Annotated in this window: 9 protein-coding genes; 8 read left to right on the forward strand and 1 reads right to left on the reverse strand. The window is 70.1% G+C overall.

The window, feature by feature from the left end:
* Positions 1 to 13 precede the first annotated feature (13 nt).
* From fusA to ACWC1K_RS09940, 8 genes are all read left to right on the forward strand, one after another.
* Positions 14 to 2,140 (forward strand): elongation factor G, encoded by a 2,127-nt coding sequence (gene fusA / locus ACWC1K_RS09905; protein ID WP_450829977.1) that lies wholly within the window; start codon positions 14 to 16, stop codon positions 2,138 to 2,140.
* Positions 2,141 to 2,311: 171 nt separating this feature from the next.
* A complete protein-coding gene (gene tuf / locus ACWC1K_RS09910; protein WP_115906452.1) occupies positions 2,312 to 3,505 on the forward strand; it encodes an elongation factor Tu in 1,194 nt (397 codons plus the stop codon).
* 267 nt (positions 3,506 to 3,772) lie between these two features.
* Positions 3,773 to 4,915 carry an acyltransferase family protein gene (locus ACWC1K_RS09915; RefSeq protein WP_450829979.1) on the forward strand — a complete coding sequence of 381 codons (1,143 nt, stop codon included), beginning with the start codon at positions 3,773 to 3,775 and terminating at the stop codon, positions 4,913 to 4,915.
* Between the two features lie 298 nt (positions 4,916 to 5,213).
* Positions 5,214 to 7,259, forward strand: a complete 2,046-nt coding sequence (locus tag ACWC1K_RS09920; protein ID WP_450829981.1) for an FAD-dependent monooxygenase — start codon at positions 5,214 to 5,216, stop codon at positions 7,257 to 7,259.
* Positions 7,260 to 7,330: 71 nt separating this feature from the next.
* Complete coding sequence (locus ACWC1K_RS09925) at positions 7,331 to 12,652, forward strand: type I polyketide synthase (protein ID WP_450829983.1); 5,322 nt, start codon at positions 7,331 to 7,333, stop codon at positions 12,650 to 12,652.
* Positions 12,653 to 12,778: 126 nt separating this feature from the next.
* Entirely contained in the window at positions 12,779 to 14,452 is a 1,674-nt protein-coding gene (locus ACWC1K_RS09930; RefSeq protein ID WP_450829985.1) for a (2,3-dihydroxybenzoyl)adenylate synthase, read from the forward strand.
* 39 nt (positions 14,453 to 14,491) lie between these two features.
* A complete protein-coding gene (locus tag ACWC1K_RS09935; RefSeq protein ID WP_450829986.1) occupies positions 14,492 to 15,100 on the forward strand; it encodes a VOC family protein in 609 nt (202 codons plus the stop codon).
* Positions 15,097 to 15,339: a hypothetical protein gene (locus ACWC1K_RS09940; protein WP_450829988.1), complete on the forward strand. Its 243-nt coding sequence runs from the start codon at positions 15,097 to 15,099 to the stop codon at positions 15,337 to 15,339. Before ACWC1K_RS09935 ends, ACWC1K_RS09940 begins: the two co-directional genes overlap by 4 nt.
* A gap of 22 nt (positions 15,340 to 15,361) precedes the next feature.
* Here the strand turns inward: ACWC1K_RS09940 and ACWC1K_RS09945 are convergent, their stop codons facing one another.
* Positions 15,362 to 16,279, reverse strand: a complete 918-nt coding sequence (locus ACWC1K_RS09945; protein ID WP_450829990.1) for a LysR family transcriptional regulator — start codon at positions 16,277 to 16,279, stop codon at positions 15,362 to 15,364.
* Positions 16,280 to 16,377 lie beyond the last annotated feature (98 nt).

Genomic DNA, 16,377 nt, shown 5'->3' on the forward strand with positions numbered 1-16,377 from the left:
AGACTGAAGCCTTATGGCTACCACTTCACTTGACCTGGCCAAGGTCCGCAACATTGGGATCATGGCCCACATCGACGCGGGCAAGACGACCACCACCGAGCGGATCCTGTTCTACACCGGTGTGTCTTACAAGATCGGTGAGGTCCACGACGGCGCTGCCACCATGGACTGGATGGAGCAGGAGCAGGAGCGTGGCATCACGATCACCTCTGCTGCCACCACCTGTCACTGGCCGCTGGAAGACGTCGACCACACCATCAACATCATCGACACGCCGGGCCACGTCGACTTCACCGTCGAGGTGGAGCGTTCGCTGCGTGTGCTCGACGGTGCCGTGACGGTGTTCGACGGCGTCGCCGGCGTGGAGCCCCAGTCCGAGACGGTGTGGCGTCAGGCGGACCGCTACGGCGTCCCCCGCATCTGCTTCGTCAACAAGCTCGACCGGACCGGTGCCGAGTTCCACCGCTGCGTCGACATGATCTCTGACCGCCTCGGCGCTCAGCCGATCGTCATGCAGCTCCCGATCGGTGCCGAGGCCGACTTCAAGGGCGTCGTCGACCTGGTCACGATGAAGGCGTTCGTGTGGTCCGCCGAGGCCACCAAGGGCGAGATGTACGACATCGTCGACATCCCGGCCACGCACGCCGAGGCTGCCGAGGAGTACCGCGGCAAGCTGGTCGAGACCGTCGCCGAGAACGACGAAGAGATCATGGAGCTGTACCTGGAGGGCGAAGAGCCTTCCGTGGAGCAGCTGTACGCCGCGATCCGTCGCATCACCATCGCGTCCGGCAAGTCCAAGGACACCACGGTCACCCCGGTGTTCTGCGGCACCGCGTTCAAGAACAAGGGCGTCCAGCCCCTGCTCGACGCGGTCGTGCGCTACCTCCCCTCCCCGCTCGACGTCGAGGCCATCGAGGGCCACGCCGTGAGCGACCCGGAGGAGGTCGTCAAGCGCAAGCCGTCCGACGACGAGCCCCTCTCCGCGCTGGCGTTCAAGATCATGAGCGACCCGCACCTCGGCAAGCTCACCTTCGTCCGGGTCTACTCGGGCCGCCTGGAGTCCGGCACCTCGGTGCTGAACTCCGTCAAGGGCAAGAAGGAGCGCATCGGCAAGATCTACCGCATGCACGCGAACAAGCGTGAGGAGATCGACGCGGTGGGCGCCGGCGACATCATCGCCGTCATGGGTCTGAAGCAGACCACGACCGGTGAGACGCTGTGCGACGACAAGCAGCCGGTGATCCTGGAGTCCATGGACTTCCCGGCGCCGGTCATCCAGGTCGCCATCGAGCCCAAGTCGAAGGGCGACCAGGAGAAGCTGGGCGTCGCGATCCAGCGCCTGGCCGAGGAGGACCCGTCCTTCCAGGTCCACTCGGACGAGGAGACCGGCCAGACCATCATCGGTGGTATGGGCGAGCTGCACCTCGAGGTGCTGGTCGACCGTATGCGCCGTGAGTTCAAGGTCGAGGCCAACGTCGGCAAGCCGCAGGTCGCCTACCGCGAGACGATCCGCAAGGCCGTCGAGCGCGTGGACTACACCCACAAGAAGCAGACCGGTGGTACCGGTCAGTTCGCCAAGGTGCAGATCGCGATCGAGCCCATCGAGGGCGGCGACGCCTCGTACGAGTTCGTGAACAAGGTGACCGGTGGCCGTATCCCGAAGGAGTACATCCCTTCGGTGGACGCCGGTGCGCAGGAGGCCATGCAGTTCGGCATCCTCGCGGGCTACGAGATGACGGGCGTCCGCGTCACGCTCATCGACGGTGGCTACCACGAGGTCGACTCCTCCGAGCTCGCCTTCAAGATCGCCGGTTCGCAGGCCTTCAAGGAGGCCGCGCGCAAGGCGTCCCCCGTGCTCCTTGAGCCGATGATGGCCGTCGAGGTCACCACGCCCGAGGACTACATGGGTGAGGTCATCGGCGACATCAACTCCCGCCGTGGCCAGATCCAGGCCATGGAGGAGCGGGCCGGTGCCCGCGTCGTGAAGGGCCTCGTGCCCCTCTCGGAGATGTTCGGTTACGTCGGCGACCTGCGCAGCAAGACGTCCGGCCGTGCGAGCTACTCCATGCAGTTCGACTCCTACGCCGAGGTTCCGCGGAACGTCGCCGAGGAGATCATCGCGAAGGCCAAGGGCGAGTAACGCACCTGCGTTTAACGCACCGCGTTTTCACGCCGTAGGCTTGACCCCGGAGCCTCACGGGTCGTTCCTCCACAATCGTGGCGGAATGACCCGGGGCCCGGGATTTGACAGCAAAGATCACCTGGCGCCGATGAAGTAAGGCGTACCAGAACCACTCCCAGGAGGACCCCAGTGGCGAAGGCGAAGTTCGAGCGGACTAAGCCGCACGTCAACATCGGCACCATCGGTCACATCGACCACGGTAAGACGACCCTCACGGCCGCCATTACCAAGGTGCTGCACGACGCGTTCCCGGACCTGAACGAGGCCTCGGCGTTCGACCAGATCGACAAGGCTCCCGAGGAGCGCCAGCGCGGTATCACCATCTCCATCGCGCACGTCGAGTACCAGACGGAGACCCGTCACTACGCCCACGTCGACTGCCCCGGTCACGCGGACTACATCAAGAACATGATCACCGGTGCTGCCCAGATGGACGGCGCCATCCTCGTGGTCGCCGCCACCGACGGCCCGATGCCGCAGACCAAGGAGCACGTGCTCCTGGCCCGCCAGGTCGGCGTTCCGTACATCGTCGTCGCCCTGAACAAGGCCGACATGGTGGACGACGAGGAGATCCTGGAGCTCGTCGAGCTCGAGGTTCGTGAGCTGCTCTCCGAGTACGAGTTCCCGGGCGACGACGTTCCGGTCGTCAAGGTTTCCGCGCTCAAGGCGCTCGAGGGCGACAAGGAGTGGGGCCAGTCGGTCCTGGACCTGATGGCCGCCGTCGACACCGCGATCCCGGAGCCGGAGCGCGACGTCGACAAGCCGTTCCTGATGCCGATCGAGGACGTCTTCACGATCACCGGTCGCGGTACGGTCGTCACCGGCCGTATCGAGCGTGGTGTCCTGAAGGTCAACGAGACCGTCGACATCATCGGCATCAAGACCGAGAAGACCACCACCACGGTCACCGGTATCGAGATGTTCCGCAAGCTGCTCGACGAGGGCCAGGCCGGTGAGAACGTCGGTCTGCTGCTCCGCGGCATCAAGCGCGAGGACGTCGAGCGCGGCCAGGTCATCATCAAGCCGGGCTCGGTCACCCCGCACACCGAGTTCGAGGCGCAGGCCTACATCCTGTCCAAGGACGAGGGTGGCCGCCACACGCCGTTCTTCAACAACTACCGTCCGCAGTTCTACTTCCGTACGACTGACGTGACCGGTGTTGTGACCCTCCCCGAGGGCACCGAGATGGTCATGCCCGGCGACAACACTGAGATGAAGGTCGAGCTCATCCAGCCCATCGCCATGGAAGAGGGCCTGAAGTTCGCCATCCGTGAGGGTGGCCGGACGGTCGGCGCCGGCCAGGTCACCAAGATCAACAAGTGAGCTTGCTGATCTGACCTGGTAGCTCCAGCGCGAGCTCCTGAAGGGGCCCGTACGACTTCGGTCGTACGGGCCCTTTCGCTTGCCCCGCCGGCGGGTGGGGGGACGGTCGCACGGTGAAGTCTCGGCGAACCTTGCGGGACGGCTCGTGGAGACTTGCGCCAACTCCCCGTTCCCGATGCCCCGAATGTTCCTGTCTGCTCACTGTGGGGCGGTTGTGAACCCCTAGCGTGAGGGGTCGGAACAGGCAAGACACAGGGATGGTCGTTGATGTCCACGATGGTCGACCGGCCGACGCAGCAGCTGCGCACGGTGCGGGGACGCCGTCAGGCGGCCCCGCTCGGCCGCGAGCGTCCTCGCCTGTACGCCATCGACGGCATCCGTCTCGTCGCCGCCCTGATGGTGGCCGTGCACCACTACGTCGGCAGCTGGCGCGTCGACCAGCCGGGCAACGCCGTCTGGGGCCGGCCGGTCTCCGACACCATGCCGACGGTCTTCCACTTCGCCGCCTACGGCTGGATCGGCGTCGAGATCTTCTTCGTGATCAGCGGCTTCGTGATCTGCATGTCCTGCTGGGGGCGCACCCCGCGGGAGTTCTTCGTCTCCCGGGTGATCCGCCTGTACCCCGCGTACTGGTTCGGGATCGTCTTCACCACGGCCGTGCTGGTGGTGGCGCCGGGGGTCTGGGACCGGCTGAAGCTGCGCGACATCCTGCTCAACTTCACGATGCTGCAGTCGGGTTCGGGTGTGGCGAGCGTCGACGGCGTGTACTGGACGCTCTGGTCGGAGCTGCGGTTCTACCTGCTCTTCCTGGTCGTCGTCGCCACCGGGCTGACGTACCGCAAGATCGTGATCTTCTGCTGTGTGTGGGGCGCGGCCGCCATGCTCGCCCCGGCGGCGGACTTCCACCTCCTGACGCTGGCCGCCAACCCGGAGGGCGCCTGGTTCTTCATCGCCGGCCTCGCCCTCTACCTCATGCACCGCTTCGGCCAGGACCTGCTGCTGTGGGGGATCCTCGGGATGGCGTGGCTGATGGGGCAGCGGCAGCTGGGTCTGAGGATCGACACCACCGAGCATGTCTCCGGGTGGCGGGGGAGCGTGGTGATCTACACCGTGTTCCTGCTGCTCATGGTTGCGATCGCGCTCGGTGCGACGGATCGCGTGCGGTGGAAGTGGCTGGTCACGGCGGGGAGCCTGACGTATCCCCTGTATTTGGTCCACTATGTGGCCGGTACGACGGTGATCGGGCAGCTTCGGGACACCATGGACCCGCGGCTGTTGGTGGCCCTTGTGATCGCCGGGTTCCTGCTGCTGAGCCGGCTTGTGCACCGGTGGGTGGAACGGCCTGTGGCGCGGGTGTTGAAGCGGGGGTTGTATACGTCGTTTGCGCGGTTGCGGAACGCGGGCGGCTGACGCGGCCGACCTCTGTACGGCGACCGCGCTTTCTGAGCGCTTCCCGCGTGCCTGGCCGCCTGGTTCTTCGGCGGTTTCTCCGCGATGGCCTGCGGCGGTGCCGGCCGAATGGCCGTAGGTGCGGGGAGGCGCGTGCGGAGCCGTGAACTCACCCCATCGATATGCCCGTGTATCGTAAAAGAGATGTACATCGCAAGAGGCTTGATCTCCGCTTGAGTGCGGCTTGATCCCACTGCGTAACACTCAATCCAGCGACAAATCGAGTGACTGTTCGTCGAGTGTCCTGGGGTGGGGGATAATGCTTGATGTCGGTGTGATCGGCGGTGGGCCCGGCGGGCTTTTTCTGGCTCGTCTCCTGCTGATGCGGGGAATAGCGGCCCGGGTTCACGTGCGCGAGCGTAATCCCAGGGGGGCGACGTTCGGATTCGGGATCGTCTTTTCTGACCGCACTATGTCGGCTCTGCGTGCGGCCGACCCTGCGACGCACGATCGCATCGTCGCGGCCAGCCGTTCCTGGCGCGACATGGAGGTGCGCGTCGGCGGGCGGGAGCTGCGGTACGGCGGGTACGGCTTCACCGCGATCGCCCGGCGTAACCTGCTGGACATCCTTGAGGAGCAGGCGCTGGCCAGTGGTGCGCGGATCGACCACAGCACCGAGGCGGACGCGGCGGACCTGGGTTCCGAGCATCAGCTCGTCGTGGCCGCCGACGGGGTCGGTTCAGCCACCAGGAGCGCCCGCGAGGAAGCATTCGGAACAAAGGTGGAGGAGGGCACTGCCAAGTTCGTCTGGTACGGCACCACCGCGCCGATGGCGCGTGTCACTTTCCCGTTCGTCACGACCGCATTCGGAGTCTTCGCCGCACATACCTATCCTTTCGCCGACGGTCTCAGCACCTTCATCGTGGAAACCGACGAACAGGCGTGGCGTGCCGCTGGAATGGATGTCTCGACGGATCGGGCGAATTCCACGGGTGGGAGTGACGAGTATTCCCAGCAATTGATGGAGGAGGTGTTCGCCGACCATCTCAAGGGCCACCCGCTGCTGGTGAACAACAGTCGCTGGGCCAATTTCCGGGTGATCCACAACCGGGTCTGGTGGCACGACAACCTGGTGCTCCTGGGCGACGCGGCGCACACCGCCCACTTCTCCGTCGGCTCGGGAACGAAGCTCGCGATGGAGGATGCCATCGGTCTGGCCGATGCTCTGGGCGAGTGGAGCCCCAGCGGCTCCGGCCGTGCGGGCGGTCCGCGAACCGTCACGCCCGCCGATCTGGCCCCGGCCTTCAAGTCGTACGAGGAGGCCCGTCGACCGGAGGTGGCCCGCACCCAGAACCTGGCGGCTCCCAGCATGCGGTGGTGGGAGACCTTCGCGCAGCGGGTCGACCGGGATCCCGAGAGGTTCGGATTCCACTTCCTGACCCGCACACCGGCGATCAGCCTGGCGGGACTGCGGCGCCGCCACCCGGAGCGCATCGCGCAGGCGGAGTCGGCCTTCGTCGTCGAGGCCAGGTCGGCCGGTGTCGCGGCAGCCGCGTCCGGCACAACGGTGTCGGAGGCCGGCACGTCGGCGGCCGAAGTCGGCACACCCCACGCACTGGCGTTCCCCCTACGGCTCGGTGAAACGGTTCTCCGCAATCGGATGCTCAGCGTGGTTCCTCCGTCGCCCGGACAGCCGGACATCTGTGTGGCTCAGGCGCTGACAGGCGACAGCCTCGTCCTCGCCGACTGGAGCGGTGCCGCCCGACGGCACGGCCCCGGGGTCGAGCCGGGCGCCGGGGAGGAATGGCGCAGGGCTGTGCACGAAGCGGGGCTCGCCCGCACGTGGATCGGGGCGGTGGTGGACGCCGAAGGGGTCCGGGCGCAGCCGCCGGAGCGGCTCCTGGAGATGCCGGTCCTGGTCCTGCTCCTCGACCCACCGACATCGGGCACCTTCGCCCGCGCGGTCGCCGCGCTGCCCCCGCCCGAGGCGGGCCGACAGCTTCTCGTCGGCCTCACGTGCGCCGACGGCCGTCCGACCCGAGAGCACGCCGACCGGTTGTCGGCCTGCGCGGCGGAAGCCGCGGCGGCGGGTGCGGTCGGCATCCACCTGCGCCTGCCGGCTCCGGGCCCCTCGACGAGGCCGGCCACCGGGGCCGGAGAGGACCTCTGGACGGCGGTGATGGAGCTGGCCGACCGGCTTCGCACCGAGTCCGGACTCCCCCTGATCGTCGACGCCGTCGGAGGCTGGGCCCTCGACGCCCCGGGGCACACAGCCGACAACTGGCCCGCCCGTCTGCACACAGCGCTGGTCGCGGGGCGCGTGGACGCCGTCGCGTCCTTCCCGCTGACGCTCCCGGCCCGCTGACGCAACCGGTCTTTCCTCACCCCCCACCGCTCATCACCGTCGCCATGCCCAATCGAGTGGAGATTGCTGAGATGACTGCTTCCTACCAGTCCGACGAGGCGGAGCGCCCCTCGCAAGAGGCCGAGTCGACGTCCTTCGTCCGCAGAGCCCCGGAGCCCGTCGCCGTCATCGGCATGGGCTGTCGGTTCGCCGGCGGCGTGGCATCACCCGAGGACTACTGGCGACTCCTGATGGAGCGCCGTGACGGCATCGGGGAAGTCCCGCAGGAGCGCTGGGAGTCGTACGAGGAGGCCGGCCCCCAGAACGCCGCTGCTCTGCGCGAGGTCACCCGCGGCGGCGGCTTCCTGGACGACATCGCGGGTTTCGACGCCGACTTCTTCGGCATCCTGCCCCGTGAGGCGGAACTGATGGATCCCCAGCAGCGCATCGTGCTCGAGGTCGCCTGGGAGGCGCTCGAGCACGCCGGGATACGGCCCCGCTCGCTGGCCGGCGGTGACGCCGGCGTCTTCATCGGCGTCGGTTCCGACGACTACGGGCGCCGGATGCTGGAGGACCTGCCGCGGATCGAGGCATGGACGGGGATCGGCGCGGCCTTCTGCGCGGTGGCCAACCGCGTCTCCTACACACTCGACCTGCGCGGATCGAGCCTGGCCGTGGACACCGCCTGCTCCGCCTCGCTGGTCGCCCTCCACCTCGCGTGCCAGGCGCTGCGCTCCGGCGAATGCCCGGTGGCGCTGGCGGGCGGCGTGAACATCATGGCCGGCCCCGGGCTGACCATGGTCCTGGACGCGGCCGGGGCGGTCTCGCCGGACGGGCGCAGCAAGTCCTTCGACGCTTCCGCGGACGGTTACGGCCGCGGTGAGGGCGCCGGCGTCGTCGTACTCAAGCGCCTTTCCGACGCGCAGCGCGACGGCGACCGGGTCCTCGCGGTCATCCGCGGCAGCGCGGTCAACCAGGACGGCCGTACCAACGGCATCATGGCGCCCAGCGAGGAGGCACAGGCGCACCTGCTGCGCCAGGCATACCGGTCCTGCGGCATCGACCCCGCCACCGTCGACTACGTCGAGGCGCACGGGACCGGCACCCGGGCCGGTGACCCGATCGAGGTCGGTGCCATGGCCCAGGTCTTCGGCCCGCGTCCGGCCGACCGGCCCTGCCTGGTGGGTTCCGTGAAGCCCAACATCGGGCATCTGGAGGCCGGTGCGGGCGTGGCCGGGCTGATCAAGGCGGTACTCGCGCTGCACCACGGGGAGATCCCGCCGCAGGCTGACTACTTCACCACCCCCAACCCGGCCATCCCATGGGACGAGGCGGGGCTGAAGGTGGTCACCGAACCCACCTCCTGGCCGGTCACCGACCACCCCCGGCGAGCCGGTGTCTCCGGCTACGGCTACGGCGGAACCATCAGCCACCTCGTCCTGGAGGAGGCTCCCGCCCCGGCCCCCCGTCAGCAGGCAGGCGGCGAGACCTCGGGCACGCTGCTCCTCCCGCTGTCCGCGGCCACCGAGGCGGGCGTGCGCGCCCAGGCCGGGCGTCTGGCCGGCTGGCTGGCCGGACCCGGTGCCGGGACGCCGCTGACCGACGTCGTGGCCACGCTGTCGGTGCATCGCGACCACCTCCCGTCCCGGGCCGCCGTCGTGGTGGCCGACCAGGAGCAGGCCGTGCGACGGCTCACGGCCCTGGCCGAACAGCGCCCCGAGGACGGGGTGGAGACCGGTGCCGTCCTGCCCGCGGCCGACGACGCGGTCTGGGTCTTCTCCGGCCACGGCGCCCAGTGGATCGGCATGGGCCGCGAACTCCTGGACCGTGAGCCGGTGTTCGCCGCCGTGCTCGACGAGATCGAGCCGGTCTTCCTGGCGGAGATCGGGTTCTCACCCCGCCAGGTGCTGATCGACGGCGATCTCGTCGAGGTGGACCGGATCCAGCCGATGATCTTCGCGATGCAGGTGGCGCTTTCCGCCGTATGGCATGCGCGCGGCCTGCGGCCGTCCGCCGTGATCGGCCACTCGGTCGGCGAGATCGCCGCCGCGGTCGAGGCCGGTGTCCTGAGCCTGCTCGACGGCTCCCGGCTGATCTGCCGGCGCTCCGCCCTGCTGCGCCGGGTCGCGGGCAAGGGCGCGATGGTCATGGTGAACCTGCCCTTCGACGAGGTCGCCGAGCGCCTGGCCGACCGGGCGGACATCAGCGCCGCCATCGCCGCCTCGCCCGGCTCCACCGTGGCTGCCGGCGGCGTCGACACCGTTGCCGCGGTCGCCACCGGTTGGGAGGCGCAGGGCCTGACCGTCCGCCGGGTCGCCTCCGACGTCGCGTTCCACAGCGACCACATGGACCCGCTCCTCGACGACCTGCGGCGCGCCGCCGCCGACCTGCGGCTGAACGAGCCCGTGATCCCCGTCTACAGCACCGCCCTCGACGACCCGCGCAGCAGCGCCCCGCGCGACGGCGACTACTGGGCCGCCAACCTGCGCAACCCGGTCCGTTTCGGCGGCGCCGTCCAGGCGGCCGCCGAAGACGGCCACCGCGCCTTCCTGGAGGTCTCCGCCCACCCCGTGGTCGCGCACTCGATCGTGGAGACCCTGGGCGAGAGGGGCATCGACGACGTCGTCGTCGCGCACACGCTGCGCCGGAACAAGCCGGAACTCGACACCCTGCTGGCCAACGCCGCCGCCCTGTTCAGCCACGGCGTCCCGGTCGACTGGTCCGCGACCGTCCGCGGCGCACTGGCCGACCTGCCGGTCCGTGCCTGGCAGCACCGGCCGTTCTGGTACGGCTCGGCGCCGGCCGCTCAGCTCGGCGGCGGCCAGCACGACCCGCTCAGCCACACCCTGCTCGGCCGCGGGGTCACCGTGAACGGCACCACCCCGTCGCGGCTCTGGCAGACCTACCTGGACGAGAGCTGCCGCCCCTACCCGGGCGACCACCCGGTCCAGGGCGTCGAGATCATCCCGGCGACGGTCCTGCTGAACACGTTCTTCACCGCCGCCGCGGACGGGGGCGGATTCCCCGGTCTCACCGAGGTCAACCTGCGGGTTCCGGTGGCCGTCAGCACCCCGCGGGAGGTGCAGGTGGTGCTCCAGGAGGGCGCCCTGCGCATCGCCTCGCGCATCGTCGGCGCCGAGGAGGCCGACTCGGACGGCGCCTGGCTCACCCACACGACCGCGGTGGTCTCACCGGCCACCGAGGTGGGGACACGGCGGCTGGAGCCGGCCGAGATCCGCTCGCGCTGCCCGGAGGTGCTGCCCGAGGAGTACGTGATCGACCGGCTCGCCGGCATCGGGGTGGCCGCCATGGGCTTCCCCTGGCGGGTGCGCGAAATGCGGCGGGGCGAGGGCGAGTTGGCCGCCGTCGTCAGTGCCACGCCGGACGGCTCCGCGCCGTCCTCCTGGGCGAGCGTCCTGGATGCCGCCCTGTCCATCGCCTCGGTGGCCTTTCCCGGCAGCCCTGTCCTGCGGATGCCTGCCCACATGCATGAGGTCGCCGTGCTCGGGGACTGCCCCGCGGAGGTCGTCCTGCACGTGCGCTGCGTCGACGGTCCGGCGGCGGTGGACACCGTCGACGTGCTGATCGCCGATTCCCACGGCGAGGTCGTCGCCCGGTTCGGCGGACTGCGCTACGGCGTCCTCGACGGCGACCCCGGCGCGACCGCGAGCCCGCGCCGCCTGGTGAGCGAGCTGTCCTGGCAGCCGCAGGGCCGGTCCGCGGAGCCCGGGCCGCTGGCCGAAGTGGTGCTGCTGGGCGACCCGGAGGCCGCGCGGTCGATCGGCGAGGGCTTCTCGCGGGCGGGCGTCCCGTGGCGCACGGCCGCCGGCCCCGAGCAGCTCGGGGCAGTCGGCCCCGAGACCGTGGTCCTTGTGGTTCCCGGCCGAGAGCAAGGGCCCGCCCCGGACGGCGTCGCCGCCTCCTGGCTGCTGACCCGAACGGTTCAGCAGCTGGCCCGGCAGCGGCCCGGCGAGCGTCCGGTCGTCCGTGCGGTGACGCGTGGCGTCCGGGAGAGCCTGCGGCAGGAGGCGCTGGGCGACTCGGTGCTGTGGGGTCTCGGCAGGGTGCTGGCCAGTGAGCACCCGGATCTGTTCGCGGGGGTGGCCGACCTCTCCGCCCGTCCGGCCGACGAGGAGCTGGCAGCCCTGGTCGACCTGGTCCGCGCGGACGCCGGACGACGGCCGGGTGAGGAGGTCGTCTCTGTCCGCGGGGCCCTGTGCGAGGTGCCGAGGCTGGTGGCGGTCGAACGTGAGCCGGAGCGGGCCGCCCTGGAGTGCCGTGCCGACGGCACGTACCTGGTCACCGGTGGTCTCGGTGTGCTGGGTCTGGAGGTGGCGACCTGGCTGGCGGGCCGAGGGGCCCGGCGTCTCGTGCTGGCGGGCCGGACGGCTCTGCCGCCGCGTTCGCAGTGGCACTCGGTCGTGGATCCCGCGACACGTCAGCGGATCGACGCGGTGCAGATGCTGGAGGGCCTGGGCGTCACGGTGCGCACCGTCGCCGTCGACGTCGCAGACCGCGAGGCCCTCGCGGCGGCGCTGGACCCGGAGGCGCTGGGGCTGCCCCCGATCCGCGGTGTCGTGCACGCGGCCGGTGTGCTCGACAACCGGATGGCCGTCGACGTCGACGAGGCGTCGTTGGCCGCCGTGCTGCGGCCCAAGGCCGCGGGCGCCCTGGCCCTGCACGAGCTCTTCCCCGCCGGCGTTCTCGACTTCATGGTCCTCTTCTCCTCCTGCGGCCAGCTTCTCGGCCTGCCCGGCCAGGCCAGTTACGGCTCGGCCAACGCCTTCCTGGACGCACTGGCCTGGCATCGCGCGGCCCTCGGTGACCGCACACTGAGCGTTGCCTGGACCTCCTGGCGCGGGCTGGGGATGTCGACCTCCTCCGAACTGATCGACATCGAGCTGGCCGCCCGTGGCACCGGGGACATCTCAGCCGCCGAGGCCTTCCGCAGCTGGGAGTTCACCTCCCGGTACGACCTGTCCTACGCGGCGGCCATGCGGATTCTGCCGCCGGAACCCGGAGCGGAGCGCCCTCGGCTGCTGGCCGAGCTGGCCGTCCCCGACGCCGACACGCCCGGCCAGGCGGAAACCGAGTGGGCGGCGCTGGCCCCCGAGGAGCTGCGCGGCTACCTGGTGGACGAGGTCCGCTCCCCGGTGGCCGGAGAGCTGAAGTTCGACCCGGACACCTTCGACGTCCGCCGTCCGCTCATGGAGATGGGCCTGGACTCGGTGATGACCGTGGTCATCCGGCGCCGGCTGGAGAAGATCTTCCGGCTCTCACTGCCGAGCACGCTGCTCTGGGACCGCCCCACGGTGGCAGCCATCGGCGAGTTCCTGTTCGAGCTGCTGGGGACCGCGGGCTCCGAGGAGACGCGTGGAGAGGAGCCGGAGCTGGTCGAGCCGCTCGTCGGCTGACCCGCTGCGAGCACGTGTGACGGCAACGGCGGGCCGGACGACCGGCCCGCCCGGATACGGGACCCGTGGTGCCGCCCGGCTCGCACGAGCTGCCGGCCGGGCGGCACCCACCAGGGAGGGGAGAAGATGATGCGTACCGGCGTGGTCAGTTGGCCCCGTGAGGCCGCCGACCGGTACGTCGCCGCGGGACTGTGGCGACGGCGACCGCTGGGCGGCTGGGTGTGGGACTGGGCGGACCGCTACGGGCACCGCACCGCCGTGGTGGACGGCGCGGTCCGGCTCAGCTATCGCGAACTCGCCGAGCGGACGGACGCGTTGGCGGAGCGCCTGCTCGGGCTCGGGCTCGGGAACGGCGACAACCTGCTGGTGCAGCTGCCCAACTGCTGGGAGTTCCTCGGCCTGTTCCTGGCCTGCCAGCGGATCGGGGTGGCGCCGCTGCTGGCGCTGCCGGCGCACCGGGAGCACGAGCTGGCCTACCTCGCGGACCTCGCGGACGTCGCGGCGATCGTCGTACCGGACACGCTGCGTGGCTTCGATCACGAGTCGCTGGCCGCGCGGATCGCCTCAAAACGCCCGGGGAACTGCCCGGTCCTGGTGCTCGGTGGCGCCCCGGATCCCGGGCATCTGGATCTGTCGGCGATGCTCAGCCCGCAGTCCGGCGCCGCCGAACGCCGTGCCCGGCTCGACGCGTTGGCTCCGGAGCCGGAGGAAGTCGCGTTCTTCCTGCTCTCCGGCGGGACGACCGGCCTGCCGAAGATCATCGCGCGGACCCACAACGACTACGAGTACAACGTCCGGCGCAGTGCCGAGGTCTGCGGCTTCTCCCCGGAGACCGTCTACCTCGCGGTGCTACCGGTGGCCCACAACTTCGCGCTGGGCTGTCCGGGAGTGCTCGGCGCCCTGTCCGTCGGCGGCCGGGTCGTGATGTGCCCGTCGCCGCGTGCCGAGATCGCCTTCCCGGAACTGGCCCGCGAACGGGTCACGGTCGCCTCGGTGGTCCCGGCCGTCGCCAGGACCTGGCTGGAGGCCGCCGATGCCGCCGGCCCGGATCTGGAGAGCCTGCGCGTGCTCCAGGTCGGAGGGTCGGTGTTGCCGGCCGATCTGGCGCAGGGCCTCGCCCCCGCTCTGGGCTGCACCCTTCAGCAGGTGTTCGGGATGGCGGAGGGCCTGCTCAACTACACCCGGTTGACCGACCCGCCGTTCGTGGCCAGAACCACCCAGGGCCGGCCGATCTCCGAAGCGGACGAACTCCTGATCGTCGACCCGGACGGCCGGCCGGTCGAGGAGGGCGAGACCGGGGAGCTGCTGACGCGAGGCCCCTACACACCGCGGGGCTACTTCCGCGCACCGGAGCACAACGCCCGCGCCTACACGCCGGACGGCTGGTACCGCTCCGGTGACCTGGTGCGCCGCCACCCGAGCGGCAACCTGGTGGTCGAGGGGCGGATCAAGGATCAGGTCAACCGCGGCGGCGAGAAGATCGCGATCGACGAGGTGGAGGGTCTGGTCCGCCGGGTGCCGGGGGTCACGGACGCGGCCGCCGTCGCCCTGCCCCACCCCGTCCTCGGGGAGTGCGTCGGGGTGTGCGTGGTTCCCGCGCCCGGCTCGCACCCGACGCTGGGGCACATCCGGGCGTACTTCGAGGAATGCGGTGTCGCGTCCTTCAAGCACCCGGACGAACTGCGACTCGCGCCCACTCTGCCGCTGACGGCGGTGGGCAAGGTCGACCGCAAGCAACTGCTGGATCTTTTCGCCGTCGCACAGCCCACCGCGGCGCCCACGCTCGGCCGTATCGCCTGACGGACCGAGCCAGCCGCTCATCGATCAAGGAGTCGATCCATGACCGACCAAGTGCCCGAGGTCGTGCTGTCGCCGGAGCAGGCAGCGCTCCGCCTGAAGGGCGTGGACCATCTCGCCTGGGTGACCTGGAAGCCCGAGGAGACCGTACGGTTCTACCGTGACGTGCTGGGCCTCCCCCTGGTGCACGCGATCACCGCCACCGGCTGGGTGAGCGAGACCTTCCCGGACTTCGTCCACTTCTTCTTCGCCCTCGGCAACGGCGACCACCTGGCCTTCTTCTACTACTTCGGGCTTCCCGAGGAGGAGCAGCCCGGCGACCTGATGCACCGGTCCCGGCACCTGGCGCTGCACGTCGACACCGAGCAGGAACTGCTCGACTGGCGGGCCCGGCTCAAGGCGCACGGTGTGCGGGTCACGCCGCCCCTGGCCCACGAGCTGCTGGAGTCCCTCTACTTCGACGACCCCAACGGGATCCAGTTGGAGATCACCCGCCCACTGCGCCCGTTCGCGCCCATCGACGCCCGGGACGCCGAACTCACCCTGCGCGCCCTGTCCGACGTCACCCGCAGCGGCAAGCCGACCGTGGAGGAGATGTGGCGCCGCAAGGGAGAACTGTCCCGAGCCCACACCGAGGAGCAGAACCGATGACGACCCTGTACGTGCTCGACATCCCCGAGTTCGGTGCCTTCGTGGAGGCTGCCCGGAGCCAGAACATGACCGTCCGCCGGGCCGGTGACTACGTCGAGGTGACCGCGGACGGACCACTGGAGATCCGACGGGCGCAGGTGGGTGCCAGGCCGGCCGTCTGGTTCGCGGCCCTGACCGCGGGCTACCGGGGACGCCTGGTCACCCTGGACGAGGACCGCCTGCTTCTGGTCGAGAAGTGACCCATGGGGTGCGGCCCGTGCCTCACCCGTGGTCCCGGCGGGAGGTGGTGGGCCGGCCCAGCAAGGTGCCGGTGGTGTCGAGGAAGGGCAGCAGCGCCGGGGCCCGTTGCCCGTCGCGCCGCCAGGTCGCGTGGATCGGGGCCTCGTACTGGAGCCCCTGCCACGGGACCAGGCCGAGGGTCCCCCGGGCCAGGTCCGCGGCCACGGCGATCTGGGGCAGCAACGCACAGCCCATGCCGGCCGCGACGCAGGTCCGCAGGGCGCCGATGCTGGTGAGTTCGGCAGCGACGCGAGGGCGGGGCCCCGGCGCGGATCCGAGTGCCTCCTCGAACATCAGCCGGTAGCTGCAACCGGCCTCCGTCACCAGGAAGTCGACGCCGGCGAGATCGGAGGTGGTCACCGACTCCCGTTCGGTCAGCGGGTGGCCCTTGGGGGCTACCACGACGACCGGTTCCGGCACGAGCGGCATGCTCTCCAGATCCGGGTGGTCCGGGGGCGCGCCGAAAGTGAAACAGAGGTCCAGTGTTCCCTCACGCACTCCGCTGCGGCACTCCTCCCGGTTCCCGGGGCGCAGCACCACATGCACCTTCGGGCAGTCCTCACGGAAGCGGGTGAGCAGGGCGGGGAGCCGGTACACACAGAGGGTCTCCGGCGCCCCGATCAGCAACTCCCCTCCGGGACTGCCGACTTCGGTGACGGCCGCCCTGGCCTCCTCGGCGAGGGCGAGCATTCTCTCGGCGTAGTCGACCAGACGGCGGCCGGCCGGGGTGAGTCGCAGACCGCGGTTGGACCTCTCGAAGAGGTGCACACCCAGATCCTGTTCCAATGCCTTGATCTGTTCGGTCACGCTCGACTGGGCGTAATTCAAGCGTTCGGCGGCGCGCGTCACGTTCAACGCGTCGGCCACCGTGCGGAACGTACTCAACTGCCGTAACTGCATGATGCTGTCCCCCCGGCGTTGGCATCGGCTCTCCCGATGATGCCATCGGAAGCTCCCGTTTCCGATCGACTTCCGCTCTTGTCAAGCTGTTGTTCCGA

The sequence above is a fragment of the Streptomyces sp. NPDC001492 genome (assembly GCF_053597275.1).